This is a genomic window from Streptosporangium pseudovulgare (assembly GCF_014648055.1).
GTDB lineage: Bacteria > Actinomycetota > Actinomycetes > Streptosporangiales > Streptosporangiaceae > Streptosporangium > Streptosporangium pseudovulgare.
The window spans coordinates 114221-127691 of record NZ_BMQJ01000016.1; the positions used below are offsets into that span (position 1 = coordinate 114221).

General features: G+C 73.1%; 14 protein-coding genes and 1 pseudogene. 6 read left to right on the top strand and 9 right to left on the bottom strand.

The features are described from left to right. Positions 1 to 141: 141 nt before the first annotated feature. The 5 genes from IEZ10_RS28370 to IEZ10_RS28390 all read right to left on the bottom strand — a co-directional run bounded on the left by IEZ10_RS28370 (position 142) and on the right by IEZ10_RS28390 (position 2939). Positions 142 to 402 (bottom strand): hypothetical protein, encoded by a 261-nt coding sequence (locus tag IEZ10_RS28370; RefSeq protein ID WP_189249588.1) that lies wholly within the window; start codon positions 400 to 402, stop codon positions 142 to 144. A 290-nt stretch (positions 403 to 692) separates the two neighbouring features. After that, on the bottom strand, positions 693 to 1052 hold the full coding sequence (locus IEZ10_RS39275; RefSeq protein ID WP_229811731.1) for a hypothetical protein: 360 nt from the start codon (positions 1050 to 1052) through the stop codon (positions 693 to 695). A 101-nt stretch (positions 1053 to 1153) separates the two neighbouring features. After that, on the bottom strand, positions 1154 to 1729 hold the full coding sequence (locus IEZ10_RS28380; RefSeq protein WP_189249589.1) for a TetR/AcrR family transcriptional regulator: 576 nt from the start codon (positions 1727 to 1729) through the stop codon (positions 1154 to 1156). A gap of 86 nt (positions 1730 to 1815) precedes the next feature. Then, positions 1816 to 2088, bottom strand: coding sequence for a hypothetical protein (locus IEZ10_RS28385; RefSeq protein WP_189249590.1), 273 nt, complete (start codon positions 2086 to 2088; stop codon positions 1816 to 1818). Between the two features lie 119 nt (positions 2089 to 2207). Further along, positions 2208 to 2939 carry an SDR family oxidoreductase gene (locus IEZ10_RS28390; protein ID WP_189249591.1) on the bottom strand — a complete coding sequence of 244 codons (732 nt, stop codon included), beginning with the start codon at positions 2937 to 2939 and terminating at the stop codon, positions 2208 to 2210. Between the two features lie 84 nt (positions 2940 to 3023). Between IEZ10_RS28390 and IEZ10_RS28395 the strand changes: the two are divergent. Further along, positions 3024 to 3983 (top strand): annotated as a pseudogene (locus tag IEZ10_RS28395) (helix-turn-helix transcriptional regulator); the annotation flags it as partial. Between the two features lie 107 nt (positions 3984 to 4090). Further along, positions 4091 to 5332 (top strand): MFS transporter, encoded by a 1242-nt coding sequence (locus IEZ10_RS28400; protein WP_229811732.1) that lies wholly within the window; start codon positions 4091 to 4093, stop codon positions 5330 to 5332. A gap of 75 nt (positions 5333 to 5407) precedes the next feature. Here the strand turns inward: IEZ10_RS28400 and IEZ10_RS28405 are convergent, their stop codons facing one another. Next, positions 5408 to 6043, bottom strand: a complete 636-nt coding sequence (locus IEZ10_RS28405; RefSeq protein WP_229811733.1) for a dTDP-4-dehydrorhamnose 3,5-epimerase family protein — start codon at positions 6041 to 6043, stop codon at positions 5408 to 5410. Between the two features lie 260 nt (positions 6044 to 6303). Between IEZ10_RS28405 and IEZ10_RS28410 the strand changes: the two genes are divergently transcribed. The 3 genes from IEZ10_RS28410 (at position 6304) to IEZ10_RS28420 (ending at position 9894) form a co-directional block, all read left to right on the top strand. Beyond that, positions 6304 to 7761 carry an NDP-hexose 2,3-dehydratase family protein gene (locus IEZ10_RS28410; RefSeq protein WP_189249593.1) on the top strand — a complete coding sequence of 486 codons (1458 nt, stop codon included), beginning with the start codon at positions 6304 to 6306 and terminating at the stop codon, positions 7759 to 7761. A gap of 14 nt (positions 7762 to 7775) precedes the next feature. After that, a complete protein-coding gene (locus tag IEZ10_RS28415; protein ID WP_229811734.1) occupies positions 7776 to 8885 on the top strand; it encodes a Gfo/Idh/MocA family protein in 1110 nt (369 codons plus the stop codon). 70 nt (positions 8886 to 8955) lie between these two features. Continuing rightward, positions 8956 to 9894, top strand: coding sequence for an NAD-dependent epimerase/dehydratase family protein (locus IEZ10_RS28420; RefSeq protein WP_189249594.1), 939 nt, complete (start codon positions 8956 to 8958; stop codon positions 9892 to 9894). A gap of 146 nt (positions 9895 to 10040) precedes the next feature. On the opposite strand, the gene IEZ10_RS28425 is transcribed toward IEZ10_RS28420, so the two are convergent. Next, on the bottom strand, positions 10041 to 11123 hold the full coding sequence (locus tag IEZ10_RS28425) for an epoxide hydrolase family protein (protein WP_189249678.1): 1083 nt from the start codon (positions 11121 to 11123) through the stop codon (positions 10041 to 10043). Positions 11124 to 11236: 113 nt separating this feature from the next. Here IEZ10_RS28425 and IEZ10_RS28430 point away from each other — a divergent pair, with 113 nt between their 5' ends. Next, positions 11237 to 11710 (top strand): MarR family winged helix-turn-helix transcriptional regulator, encoded by a 474-nt coding sequence (locus IEZ10_RS28430; protein ID WP_189249595.1) that lies wholly within the window; start codon positions 11237 to 11239, stop codon positions 11708 to 11710. A 63-nt stretch (positions 11711 to 11773) separates the two neighbouring features. Here the strand turns inward: IEZ10_RS28430 and IEZ10_RS28435 are convergent, their stop codons facing one another. Next, positions 11774 to 13105, bottom strand: coding sequence for an NAD(P)/FAD-dependent oxidoreductase (locus IEZ10_RS28435; RefSeq protein WP_189249596.1), 1332 nt, complete (start codon positions 13103 to 13105; stop codon positions 11774 to 11776). Positions 13106 to 13201: 96 nt separating this feature from the next. Further along, the gene (locus IEZ10_RS28440) at positions 13202 to 13447 is read right to left on the bottom strand and encodes a hypothetical protein (protein ID WP_189249597.1); all 246 of its coding nucleotides are present in this window, start codon (positions 13445 to 13447) and stop codon (positions 13202 to 13204) included. Positions 13448 to 13471 lie beyond the last annotated feature (24 nt).

The following is a 13471-nucleotide window of genomic DNA, read 5'->3' on the forward strand; positions in this document are numbered from 1 at the left end:
TCCAAGCCCACGCACATGGCGGCTCGGCGTTCGGCCGGACCCGGAACCTTACCCAGCCCCGAGAACCCGTCATGGGCGCAGGCTCGGCTCAACAGCGGCCGGGCGCAAGGGGCGCCGGCCGCCTCCGTCCGGTCGGCAAGCTCAGCCGATGAGGTTCTCTATACCGATCCCCGCGGCCGCGAGGACGGCGGAAAGGGACGTGATGGCGAGCACGACGAGAGCGCACCCGCCCGAGGGAGGTTTCGGCGAGTTCATTTTGGCGGCGGTCTCGTGGTAGAGCTTCACAGCGGGGTCGTTTTCGTCGTCGTAGTCCCCATTGTGGTAATTGACCATTTTCGCGGCGCACAATGCGCAGAGCCTTCCCTCCGACACCTCTTTGCCGCAACCGTTGCACTTCGCCATGCTCTCACCCTCCGCGTGGTCCCGATATCGGAGCGTATCGATCCAGGCGGAGCCTCACACCCAATATGCCCTTCGCATATAGGACGGCATCCGCGATCACCGGCGCCCGGCTTCCCACAGCGCGCCGGTTTCGGCGATGACCGCGCGTACCGCCTCGAAGATCTGGTCCGGTTCTCCGGAGCGGGCCGGGCGACGCCGGAAACAGGTCGGCAAAGACCGTACGCCCGGCCTGGCGGTCTTCGGCCGGATATGTTTCCTGGCCGTCAGTTCGCCGATGCCACCGAGACCTCTCAGCGCTGGCGCCGCAGAGTCCAGAACAACCAGTTGCCGTTGGCCGCGCACGTGGCCACGTCCCACCCCTGACCGCCGAGTTCGGAAAGCACCGCGACCACCTCGTCGTAGCTGCCGGAGAACTTAAGCTCGTCACTCCCGGGCATGTTGACCCGGATGGTCTCCAGATCCCATAACCACTCGACAATGCCGAACTCGTACCGGAACATCATCGCCCCATCCGCCGGCTGCCACAGGCAGCAGGAAAATAACACGGCCCCGTGACCTTTGGACGGGGTGCCGTTAAGAAAAGGGGGCGAGAAGGATCGTTGCAGGATCCGGAGGCAGCCCGTCCGCCGGTCGACGGTGAGCCACCGCACGGGCCTCATCCGCTTCGGCGGCCCTTCCCGGCGGCGGAGGCGAGGCGGCGGACGCCGTCACCGCGGCCGGGACGAGCGACGCGCCGGCGGCGACGGTGGCCCTAAACCCGGAGGCCGCGGAGGTTCCTCCTCACCGTGCGTGCGCAGAGGGCTCTGAAGTCGTCCTCCTCCAGGCCGATGCGTCCGCCGAGATACAGCTGGACGAGTCCCTGGACGGGCGAGGTCAGGGCCAGGGCGGTCTCCAGCGGGTCGTCGGGGCGCAGCAGGCCCAGGCGCATGCCTTCCTCGGCCAGCTCGACGACGCGGGCGAACGCCGGTGACCCGTTCCGCCGGAAGTCGTCGGGGAAGCGCCTGGCCCGGTCGCGCCGGTCGGTCATCAGGAACGTGTACAGATGCGGGCGGCCGAGGGCGAAGTCCAGGAAGTCCTCCAGCAGGCACATCAAGCGGGTCTCCCAGTCGCCGTCCGGGACCTTCGTTCCCCAGTCTTCGCCCAGTTCGTCGAAGGTACGGTCCGCCACGGCCGCGAGGAGGGCCTCGCGGCCGGGATAGTGCTTGTAGATCGCCATGGCGGTGACGCCGACCATCTCCGCCACTCTCCGCATGGTCACCGCGTCGGCCCCCTCGCCGACGAGGATCGTCCGCGCGGCCTCGGCGACCCGCTCCCTTGTCGCGCTCATGGTGTACAACCTAAACCATCGGGGTGTACGGCGTATGCCCTTGGTGTCCTGAGGGGCGAGGCGACCGCCTCGCCCCTCGGCGGCCCTCAACCGGACGCGGGGTCGGCGGCCGGGATCGGCGGGGGATCGCGTCTTCGGGCGAGGGCGGTCAGCAGGGCGCGCCGTTGCCGTTCGGTGAGGTCGGCGACCCACTGCCTGCCATCGAGTCCGGTGCTCAGCAGCAGGCCGTGGACGGTGACGGGGGTGGCGCCGGGCAGGGCGAGCAGGATCCGGCGGATCGGGGTGCGGCGGGTGATCTCGTCGTCGCGCCGGAAGACCTCGGCCAGGCTGAGCCGTCCGGCGGTGAGCGCCCTGCGCAACTGTGTCCTGCTGAGTGCGGCGGCCGGCGCCGGACGGTGCGGCGGCGGAGCCTGTGTGGGCGCGGGCGGGGTGGCGGCCGGTCCGGTGCGGGGGAGCCCGGCGGAGGGCGTGGCCGGCGTCACACCAGGCCGCCGTCGGCCGTGAGGTTCTGGCCGGTCAGCCACGCCGCGTCCGGGCTGAGCAGCAGCGCGACGACGGCGGCGATGTCGGCGGGCCTGCCCACCCGGCCCAGGGCCGTCATGTGCGCCACCCCGGCCACCGCCTCCGGCGGGAATCCCGCGCGCAGCATGTCGGTGTCCGTCGGACCGGGCGACACCGTGTTGACCGTGATCCCACGCTGCCCCAGTTCCCGGGAGGCGACCCGGGTGAGCTGCTCGACCGCCGCCTTGCTCGCGGCGTAGACCGACTCTCCCGGGCTGGGCCAGGCGGTGCCGACGGAGGAGACGGTCACGATGCGGCCGCCGTCGGCCATCCTGCGCGCAGCCGCCCGTACCGCGAAGAACGCACCGCGCCCGTTGACCGCCATCACCCGCTCGAACACCTCCGGAGTGAGCTCGTCGATCGGCGTGTGGTCCATGACGCCCGCGTTGTTCACCAGCGCCGACAGCGGACCCGCGGACCTGGCGGCGAACACCTCGTCCGCCGCGGCGAACAACCGCTCCACCTGGTCCGGGTCGGCCGCGTCCGCGCGCACGGCGACGGCCCGCCCGCCGCACGCCTCCTCCACCTGCCGGGCCGCCCGTTCGTCGGCGGCGTAGCTGAACACCACCGTGGCGCCGTCGTCCGTGAGCCGTTCGACCACGGCCCGTCCGATCCCGCGTGACCCGCCCGTCACCACTGCCGCATGCATGGATGTCCCTTTCCCTAGGAGGTGCCTCACCATGGCAGGCGTCGCGGAAGCAGAGCTTCCGCGACGTGGGGGAAGCTGGATGCCATGACCACGAGAGATCCCGCGGGGCGGTTGCTGCGGCTGCTGTCACTGCTGCAGTCCCGCACCGACTGGCCGGGACCGGAGCTGGCGGACCGGCTCGGTGTCAGCACCAGGACCATCCGCTCCGACATCGAACGCCTCCGCGACCTCGGGTACCCGGTGTCGGCCGTCTCCGGTACGGCGGGCGGTTACCGGCTGGGCCCCGGCGCCCGGCTGCCGCCTCTGCTGCTCGACGACGAGGAGGCCGTCGCGGTGGCGATCGGCCTGCGTACGGCGGCGGCCCAGGCGGTGGACGGCATCGAGGAGACGTCACTGCGCGCGCTGGCCAAGCTCGAACTGGTGCTGCCGGCCCGGCTGCGTCCCCGCGTGGCCGCGCTGGCGGCCTCCACGGTACCGATGCCCGGAAATCATCCGGCGGTGGACGTCGGCGTGCTGGCCACGCTGGCCGCGGCCTGCCGGGACCGGCGGCGGGTGCGGTTCGACTACCGAGACCATGACGGGAACGCCACCGTGCGGGACGCCGAGCCGTACCGGCTCGTGCCGACCGGGCGGCGCTGGTACCTGGTGGCGTGGGACGTCGACCGCGACGACTGGCGGACGTTCCGCATCGACCGGCTCACGCCGCGCACGCCCCTGGGGCCGGTCTTCCCCGGCCGGTGGCTGCCGCCGGAAGACGCGATCGACGTCGTGACCAGGGGAGTGGCCTCGACACTGGGCCCCTGCCGCACGGTCGCGACGGTGCACGCCCCGGCCTCGGCCGTCAGCGAGCGGGTGCCGCCGGTGGCCAGGGTCGAACATCTCGACGACGAACGGTGCCTCCTGCACATCGGCGCCGCCACTCCGCTGACGCTGGCCGTCTATCTCGCCGCACTCGGCCTGCCGTTCACCGTGGACGGGCCGGCCGCGTTGCTGGAGGCGCTGCGGCAGGTGTCGCGGCACTGCGCCGACGCCGTGAGCGGGGCGGTACGGCGTCGGCCGGCACGACCGGCTCACCTTCGGGATCACCGGAAGGACCGCGAGAGGGACGGCGGGAAGGAGCGCCGGAGGGAACGCGAGGAGGAGCGCGGCACGTGTCCTCCGGGCACGACATGAGCGGGGCCGCCCGCGCCGCCGTCCCGGCCGGTGACGACGGCCGGTCCCGCCTCTCCCACGGCCGGCGCATCGTGGCGGCGCTGGCCGTCACCCAGACCATCGGCTACGGCGCGCTCTACTACGCCTTCTCGGTCTTCCTCATCCCGATGACCGCCGACCTGCACGCCACCGGCCCGCAGGTGGCCGCCGCGTTCACGCTGGCGGTGCTGACCACCGCGGCGTGCGCGCCGCTGGTCGGCCGGTTGCTGGACGCCCACGGCGGCCGGGTGCCGATGAGCGCCGGGTCGGTGCTGGCCACACTCGCCCTCCTGGCGTGGTCCCAGGTGAGCAGTCTGCCCCAGCTGTACGGGGTGCTCGCCGCGATCGGCGTCGCCTCGGCGCTGGTGCTCTACGAGCCGGCCTTCGCCGTCATCGTCGCCTGGTTCGACGGGCCCGAGGCCGGTCGGCGGGCGAACGCGCTGCTGGCGGTGACCATCGTGGCCGGATTCGCCTCCTCGATCTTCCTTCCCCTGAGCGGGATGCTGGTCCAGCGTTACGGCTGGCGCATGGCCCTGGTCGTCCTCGCCGTCATCTACGGTGCCTGCGCCGTGCCGCTGCACGCCCTGGTGCTGCGGCGCCGGCACACCGCCGCGGTCAAGCCCGCCCGGCGAGGCGAACCGGTGCGGGCCGTGGCGCGGACACGGCCGTTCCGGCTGCTGGTCCTGGCGTTCACCGCGCACAGCGGCGCGGTGGCCACCATCGCCGTGCTGCTCGTCACCTACCTGATCCGCCTCGGGCATCCCCCCGCCTTCGCCGCCACCGTCGCCGGCCTGCTGGGGGTGCTGTCGGTGACGGGGCGCCTGGTCACCACGACGTTGCGCCGCCGCTGGCCGGCCGCGCCGGTGGCGGCGGCGGTGTTCGTGCTGCAGGGCGCGGGGGCGGCGCTGCTGCCGCTGGCCGGGCGCACCCCGGCCGGGGCGATCGGCTGCGTGCTGGCCTTCGGGGCCGGGTTCGGGGTGGGCACCATCACCCTGCCGCACCTGCTGGCCGAACGTTACGGCACCGCCGCCTACGCCGGCCTGTCGGGCCGCGTCGCGCTGTTCTCGGTCGCGAACAGGGCCGCCGCCCCGCTGGGCGCGATCGCCCTGGCCCAGGTCGCCGGCTACGGCACCGTGATGGCCGTGGTCGCCGGTGCGTGCGCGCTCGCCGCGGGCGCGCTGCTCGCCTACCATCGCGCGTGACCGGGCCGCATCGGGCCCGCACCCGCCACCGGCCGAGCCGACGCCGGGTCGACGGGTGCTGAGGGCCGCCGCGGATCAGCGCCCGGCGGCGGGCGCCCGGTGGTGGTCCAGGCAGTCCTGGTAGGAGGGCAGCAGGCCGCGCTCCAGCGCCTCCCGCAGGGTCGGCGCCGCCGCGTCCCCCGGCGACAGGATCGGCGGCTCCGGCGTCCGGAACGGCAGCCCGATCTCCGGGTCGAGCGGGTTCACCGTGATCACGTCCTGCGGGCGGTAGGTCTCCGAGCACTGGTACTGCACGCAGGTGTCGTCCTCCAGCGCCAGGAACGCGTGGCCCAGTCCCTCGGCGAGGTAGACGCAGGCCCGGCTGCGGTGGTCGAGCACGGTCACCTCGTACCGGCCGAAGGTGGGGGAGCCGGCCCGCAGGTCGACCACCGCGTCGAGCACCGCGCCGCGCACGCACGTCACGAGCTTCGCCAGCCCCGGCGGGACCACCGCGCCGTGGACGCCGCGCAGCACCCCGCGGCGCGACACCGAGAAGTTGGTCTGCACCACCTTCGGAGGGTAGCCCAGCGCCTCGGCCAGGACGTCCTCCCGGTAGGCCTCGTAGAACGTGCCGCGCTCGTCGTCGAACCTCTCGGCCGTGACCAGGAACGCCCCGGGTACGGCCATCTGCCGGACATGCATGCTGCGGGTGTGAACGTCGCGAACAGCCATGGCGGCAGGTTAGGAGGGCGTGCTCGAAGCCGGTTCGAGTACCGGTCGGAGCCGCGCGGAGCCGCGCGGAGCCGCTCGGGGCCGCTCGGGGCCGGGCGGCGGCCCGGCGGGGTTCGCGGCGGTCTCCGGGTGACATCCGCCGGCCCCGGACGGTACCGGCCCGCGCGCCGCGGCTCTGATGGATCCGCGAGCGGTTCTCGACCGGGTGCGCCGACGCTTGGGGCGTCGCCCTGTTCGCCACCGTCAGGATGGGAACGTCCATGAGCAACGCCACCTTGACCCGGCACCCCGCCCAGCCCGCCGCGGTCGGCGGCCTCGACCTCGCCCGCCGGTTCGCCCGGTCGGCGCGCGTGACCGACAGCTGGGTCTCCTCCAACGACCACCTCGACGCGTGGCTGGCCGAGCAGCACCGGGCCAACCGCTTCTCGGTGGCCCCGATCCCGTTCTCCGGACTGCGCGGCTGGCGTTTCCGGCCCGGCACCGGCAACCTGACGCACGACAGCGGCCGGTTCTTCAGCATCGAGGGCCTGCACGTGCGCACCGACTTCGAAGGCGGCGGCGACTGGTCCCAGCCGATCATCAACCAGCCGGAGATCGGCATCCTCGGTCTCCTGGTCAAGGAGTTCGACGGTGTCCCGCACTTCCTCATGCAGGCCAAGATGGAGCCGGGCAACGTCAACACCATCCAGCTGTCGCCCACGGTGCAGGCCACCCGCAGCAACTACACCGGCGTGCACGGCGGCCGGCCGATCGACTACCTGGAGTTCTTCACCGACCGCTCCCGCGCCGCCGTGCTCGTCGACGTGCTGCAGTCCGAGCAGGGGTCGTGGTTCCTGCGCAAGCGCAACCGCAACATGGTGGTGGAGACGACCGGTGATGTGCCCGAGCACCCTGACTTCCGCTGGCTGACGCTGGGGCAGATCCACCGGCTGCTCCGCCGGGACAATGTGATCAACATGGACGCGCGGACGGTCCTGTCGTGCATTCCGCGGCTTCCGGACGGCGACGGCGACGGGATCGGGGACGACCCGGACCACTATCGGGCGGCGCTGCGCGCGTCGCTGTCGCCGTCGGTGTGGGCGCTGCACACCGACGCCCACATCCTGCACTGGCTCACCGACCTCAAGTCCCGCCACGAGCTGGTCCAGCGGCAGGACGGGCTCGACACCGTCAAGGGCTGGCACCGGGACGACCACCAGATCGCCCACGAGAGCGGCCGGTACTTCAGGGTGATCGCCACCGAGGTGCACGCCGGCAACCGGGAGGTTCCCGCCTGGACCCAGCCGCTGGTCCAGCCGGTCGAGCGGGGCGTCAACGCGTTCCTCACCCGGCCGATCGGCGGCGTGACGCACCTGCTGGTCCACGCCCGGGCCGAGGCCGGGTCGCGCGACGTGGTGGAGCTGGCCCCCACCGTCCAGCTCCAGCCGGGCAACTACGCCGGGCTGCCGCCCGAGCGCGTCCCCCGCTACCGCGAGGAGGCGCTGCGGCCTGACCCCGCCCGGCTGCGTTACGACACCGTGCAGTCGGAGGAGGGCGGCCGGTTCTACCACGCCGAGAACCGCAGCATGATCATCGATGTCGGGGAGGGCTTCCCGCTGGAGACGCCGCCGGAGTTCTGCTGGATGACCCCGCGGCAGGTGAGCGCGCTGCTGCGGCACAGCTACTACGTCAGCATCCAGGCGCGCAGCCTCTTCGCCGGTCTGTTGTCGCTGGCGTGAGGACCGTGGACGGCATGAGCGCCGCGGGTGACGTGTACGCCGTGACCGACGTGAACGCCGCGGGGAACCTGAGCGACGCGGGCGACATGAGCGCCACGGGCGATGTGAACGCCATGGAGGGCCTGAGCGCCATGGGCGGCGTGGACGTGGCGTCCCGGCCCGTGCGGATGGCGGTGCTCGGCGCCGCCGACATCGCCCGGCGCCGCATGCTGCCCGCCATGACCCGGGTCGCCGGGGTGGAACCGGTCGTGGTGGCCGGCCGCCGTCCGGCCGAGACCGGACGGCTCGCCGCCGAGTTCGGCGTGGAGGCCGCCGGCGACTACGAGACCGCGCTGCTCCGCGACGACGTCGAGGCCGTCTACCTGCCGCTGCCCAACGCCCTGCACGCCCCCTGGGCCGAGCGGGCGCTGCGGGCCGGCCGGCACGTGCTGGCGGAGAAGCCCCTCACCACCTGCGCCGCCGACACCGCCCGCCTGCAGCGGCTGGCCGACGAGCGGGGCCTGGTGCTGATGGAGGCGATGATGTTCGTCCACCACGCCCAGCACGAGGAGGTGCGCCGGCTGCTGGACGGCGGCGCCCTCGGCACCCCGCTGGCGTTCACCGCCGCCTTCACCGTGCCGCCCCGCGACGCCGGCGACATCCGCTACCGGGCCGGCCTCGGCGGCGGCGCGCTGCTGGACACCGGCGTCTACCCGCTGCGCGCCGCCCAACACCTGCTCGGCGGCGACCTGGAGGTGCTGGGGGCGGTGCTGCGCTGCGGCGACGAGGTCGACGTGGGCGGCGCCGCCCTGCTGGTCTCCCCGCGCGGGGTGACCGCGCAGGTGGAGTTCGGCTTCGACCGGCCCTACCGCAGCTCCTACGAGATCCGCGGCAGCCGGGGCGGGCTGCTGCTGGACCGCGCCTTCACCCCGCCCGCCGACCTGACGCCGGTGGCCCGCCGTACCGGACTCGACGGCCGGACCGGTGAGCTGCCGCTGCGGGCCGACGACCAGTTCGCCGCGCTGCTGCGGAGCTTCGCCCGGGCGGTGCGCACCGGGGAGCGCCACGGCGACGCCGCCGCGTCGCTGGCCCAGGCGCGGCTGGTCGACCGCATCCGCGAGACGGCCCGGCGGGTCCCCGCCTGACCGGCAGCCGGCCGTGCCTGACCGGCACCTGACCGGCACCCGACCGATATCCGACCGCAAAGGAGGCACGGTGCGCGCTCACCACGACCCGGAGAAACGAGTCGTCGTCCTGGGGGGAACCGGCTTCGTGGGCCGGCACGTCCACGCCGCCTTCGCCGCCGCCGGCTGGGAGGCGCTCACCGTCGGCCGCACCGCCGCGGCCGACGTCGCGCTCGACCTCACCGCCGCCCCGCCGCGCGCCCTGGCCGCGGCCCTCGACCGGCACCGCGCCACCGCGGTGGTCAACGCGGCCGGTGACTACTGGGGCCTGGGCGAGGAGCGGATGCGCCACTCCTTCGTCACCGTGACCGAGCGGGTGCTGGCCGCCGCGGACCTCGCCGCACGGCGGCCGCGGCTGGTGCAGCTCGGCACCGTCCTGGAGTACGGCCCGCTGCCCGAGGGCAGGCCGCTGACCGAGGACGCCCCGATCGACCCGGTCGGCGGTTACGGCCGCACCAAGTACGCCGCCACCCGCGCGGTCCTCGACGCGGACGCCGACGCGGTGGTGCTGCGGGTGACCAACTCCGTCGGCCCCGGGGCCCATCCCTCCAGCCTGCTGGGCAAGGTGGGCCACGCGCTGCTGGACGCCGTACGGCGGGGCCGGTCCGCGACGCTGGAGCTGGCGCCGCTGCGGGCGGTGCGCGACTACCTGGACGTGCGCGACCTGGCCGAGGCCGTCGTGGCCGCGGCCGGCGCCGACGCGAGCGGCCGGGTCGTCAACATCGGGACCGGCCGGGCCGTGCCGATCAGACGGCTGGTGGGCGACCTGATCGAGGTCAGCGGGGTCCGCGCCGAGATCGTCGAGCGTGAGCCCGCCTCGGCGGCGCAGGTCTCGCCCGGGGCGATCGCCGAATGGCTCCAGGTCGATCCCGCGACGGCGCGGCGGGTGCTGGGCTGGACGGCCCGGCGGACGCTGCGGGACGCGCTCGACGACTTCTGGAAGGACCTGCTCGACGGCGCGCGGCGGTGAGCCGGCTGGGGAAAGACCCGCTCGACGGAGGCGGACGGTCTGCCGGCCGCGAAGCTCTCGGGTGCCCGGGAGTTCGCGGCCGGCAGCGTCCCCCGGTGTCCTCCGGTGTCCTCCGGTGTTCTCCGGTGGGTGACGACCCGGTGGCCCTACCCGATGCGGGTGAGGAAGAAGTCCCGGACGTCCTCGGCGAGCAGCTCCGGCACCTCCATCGCGGCGAAGTGGCCGCCGCGCTCGAACTCCGACCAGTGCCTGATGTCGTACAGCCGCTCGGCCAGCGGCCGCACCGACTGTGTGATGTCGTGCGCGAACACCGCCACGCCGACCGGCACCGGGCACGGCTCGGTCCCCCGCGGGGCGTCGTGGTGCAGCCGCGCCGAGGAGGCCGCGGTGGCGGTCAGCCAGTACAGCGAGACGTCGGTGAGCATCCGATCGTCACCGATGTGCGAGCGGGGGTCGGTCCAGTGCGCGAAGCGCTCGGCGATCCAGACCAGCTGGCCGACCGGCGAGTCGGTCAGCGCGTAGCCGATGGTCTGTGGGGTGAGGGCCTGCAGGGCCTGGTACGGCGGGCGGTTCGCCATCAGCCGCCTGACCTTGTCCAGCCGGGCCTCGTCCGCCTCGGACAGTTCGAGGCCGGCGTCCGGGACCGGCCGGGTCGGGAGGTAGTTGACGTGCACCCCGACGACCCGCTCGGGTGCCACCGCGCCGAGCGCCAGGGAGATGCCCGCGCCGAAGTCGCCGCCCTGCGCGCCGTAGCGCTCGTACCCGAGACGGCGCATCAGCTCGGCCCAGGCCCGCGCGACCCGGACGATGTCCCAGCCGCGCTCATGGGTCGGCCCGGAGAAGCCGTAGCCCGGGATGGACGGGATCACCAGATGGAACTCGCGCGACAGCGGCTCGATGACGTCGAGGAACTCCAGGAACGAGCCGGGCCAGCCGTGGGTGAGGATCAGCGCGAGCGCGTCCGGCTTCGCGGACCGGACGTGGACGAAGTGGATGTTCTGCCCCTCGATCTCGGTGGTGAAGTGCGGGAGCTCGTTGAGCCGGGCCTCGTGCTCGCGCCAGTCGTACCCGGTCTGCCAGTGTTCGGCGAGCTCCTTGAGCCGCGCCAGCGGGAAGCCGTAGTCCCACCCGGCGTCGGCGACCTCGTTGGGCCAGCGGGTGCGGGCGAGCCGGTCGGCCAGGTCGTCGAGGTCAGCCTGGGGGATGTCGATGCGGAACGGCCTGATCATGGCCTCGGTCGCGGAGGGGTTCATTCGGCAGCCCAATGTTTGTATTCCTAACGTTTACCTCCCGAACGATAACACAATCATTAGCGCGCCGAACGACTCGTTAGACTTGCCGCATGGAGAGCGAGGAGACACCCGCCCGGTGGGAGGGCCTGCCCAGCTGGCTGCTCAGCCAGACCGCCCACCACGCGCACCGCCTGGTGAGCGACGGGTTCTCGTCCGTCGGCGCCCGCGGCTACCACTACCGCCTGCTGGCGACGCTGGAGGAGTCCGGCCCGGCCAGTCAGGCCGCGCTGGGCCGCCGTAGTGGCATCCACCTCAGTGACATGGTCGCGACGATCAACGAGCTCGCCGATCGCGAACTGGTCGAACGCGCCCCGGACCCCTCCGACCGGCGGCGCAACATCATCTCGCTGACCTCGGCGGGCAAGCGGCAGCTGCGGCGGCTGGAGAAGCGGCTGGCCGAATGCCAGGACGAACTGCTGGCTCCGCTGTCGCCCGAGGAGCGACAGCGGTTGGCCGAGCTGCTGTCCAGGCTGCGGGATCACCATGACCGGCGGACCCGCATCCCCGAAGAGCCGGGGCGCTGACCGGGAGCGCGTGGGTGATCAAGGCCCGTCCCGCCGCCTGACGGGGGTCAGGCGGTACGGGGGTCAGGCGGGGGCGGGCACCGGCTCGTCGGGGACGGTGTCGGGGACGGCGTCGGCCGGACCCGCCTCGGAGCCGGATCCGGCGGGGGCGGCGTCGGTGGCGCCGGCGGCGGCCGGGGCCGGGTCGTCGGACAGGTCGAAGATGGGACGCAGCCGGTTGAGGCCGGAGATCAGCGTCACGAAGTCCTCGCGCGGGAAGAACAGCTTCTTCGGGTCCACCAGCGCCTGGGCGTACTCGTAGTAGGCCTTCCGGTCCAGCCCGGCGTCGTAGAAGAAGCGGACGAAGGAGATGATGTTCCCCAGGAACTCCCGGTAGGAGTTCTCGTACCGCTCGCGGACGGCCTCCTCCCTGGCCGGGTCGGCGAGGATGTGCGGCACGGCGTCGGCGGCGGCCCGCGCCGCCATCATGGCCAGGGTCACGCCGGTGGAGAACAGCGGGTCGACGAACCCCGCCGCGTCGCCGACGAGCATCCAGCCGGGACCGGTGAACCGCTCGCAGGTGTAGGACCAGTCGCGGGCGTTGCGGAAGGCGCTGACCTGCCTGCCCTCGGCCAGCAGGTGCTTGACGTGGACCGACCCGGCGAGCTTGGCGGCGAACAGCGCGGGCAGATCCAGCCCGCTCGCCTTGGCCTCGTCCACGGGGGTGACGAAGCCGACGCTGTGGGTGCCGTCGTTGAGCGGGATGTACCAGAACCAGCCGCCGGGGACGTGCTCGATGAAGATGTTGCCGGCCTCGTCGCCGGTGAGGCTCTCGCCGTTCTGGTAGTAGGTCCACACGGCGACGTTGCGCAGGTCGTCGTGCCACTGGACCTCGGACACATGGCGGCCCAGGGCGCGCCCCTGGCCGGAGGCGTCCAGCACGAAGGAGGCGCGGACCTCCTGCTCGCCGCCGCCGCGCACGGCGTAGCGGACGCCGGTGACGCGGCCGTCCTCGATGACGGGCTCCTTGACGACGGCCTCCTCGACCACCTCGGCGCCCAGCTCCCTGGCCCGGGTCAGCAGCAGCGCGTCGAAGTCGGCGCGGCGGACGTTGTAGGCGTGGGGGTACTCGGGCTGGCCGTGGTCGAACGAGAAGTTCCACCGCCCGTCCTTGCCCCAGACGAGGCTGCCGCCGTACTTCCTGACGAAGCCGAGCGCCTCGACGCGGTCACGGAGGCCGAGCTCCTCCAGCACGTCGATGCATCCGGTGATCAGGGACTCGCCGATGTGGTAGCGGGGGAACTTCTCGCGTTCCAGCAGCAGGACGCTGACGCCCTTCTTCGCGAGCAGGCCGGCCGCGGAGCTGCCGGCAGGGCCTCCGCCGATCACGATGACGTCGAACTGTCGGCTAGACATTGGACTTCCCCTCGTTGCGGCTAGGAGCATTCACGGGTGCGATCACGGGCGCGGGAGCGGCCACGCTCAGGCGAGCGGTCACGCTTAGGCGAGCGGTCACGGGCGCGCGTCTTCCGGAAGGATCCCCGCGGCCCCTGAAGGACCGCTCGGGGATCGGTACAGCGGGACGTCGCCGCCGGTGGCGGCCGCGAGGCGGGCCGGGCCGGGGGCGGGGTGTCCACGGTCGGGAACGGCGGGAACGGCGGAGTGGTCGAGGTCGTCGGGGTCGTCGAGGGGCCAGGTGGGCGCGCCCCAGAACGTGTGGAGCCAGCTGGTCAGGATCTCGCGGGTAAGGGGACCCACGGGTTCTCTCCGATCTGTACGGCG

What these genes read in the sequence shown, in the direction of transcription:
- IEZ10_RS28415 (WP_229811734.1), top strand. Translation starts at nt 7,776, where the DNA reads ATGAGCGCCGCGGGTGACGTGTACGCCGTGACCGACGTGAACGCCGCG.
- IEZ10_RS28405 (WP_229811733.1), bottom strand. Translation starts at nt 6,043, where the DNA reads ATGGCTGTTCGCGACGTTCACACCCGCAGCATGCATGTCCGGCAGATG.
- IEZ10_RS28425 (WP_189249678.1), bottom strand. Translation starts at nt 11,123, where the DNA reads ATGATCAGGCCGTTCCGCATCGACATCCCCCAGGCTGACCTCGACGAC.
- IEZ10_RS28380 (WP_189249589.1), bottom strand. Translation starts at nt 1,729, where the DNA reads ATGAGCGCGACAAGGGAGCGGGTCGCCGAGGCCGCGCGGACGATCCTC.
- IEZ10_RS28410 (WP_189249593.1), top strand. Translation starts at nt 6,304, where the DNA reads ATGAGCAACGCCACCTTGACCCGGCACCCCGCCCAGCCCGCCGCGGTC.
- IEZ10_RS28370 (WP_189249588.1), bottom strand. Translation starts at nt 402, where the DNA reads ATGGCGAAGTGCAACGGTTGCGGCAAAGAGGTGTCGGAGGGAAGGCTC.
- IEZ10_RS28390 (WP_189249591.1), bottom strand. Translation starts at nt 2,939, where the DNA reads ATGCATGCGGCAGTGGTGACGGGCGGGTCACGCGGGATCGGACGGGCC.
- IEZ10_RS28435 (WP_189249596.1), bottom strand. Translation starts at nt 13,105, where the DNA reads ATGTCTAGCCGACAGTTCGACGTCATCGTGATCGGCGGAGGCCCTGCC.
- IEZ10_RS28430 (WP_189249595.1), top strand. Translation starts at nt 11,237, where the DNA reads ATGGAGAGCGAGGAGACACCCGCCCGGTGGGAGGGCCTGCCCAGCTGG.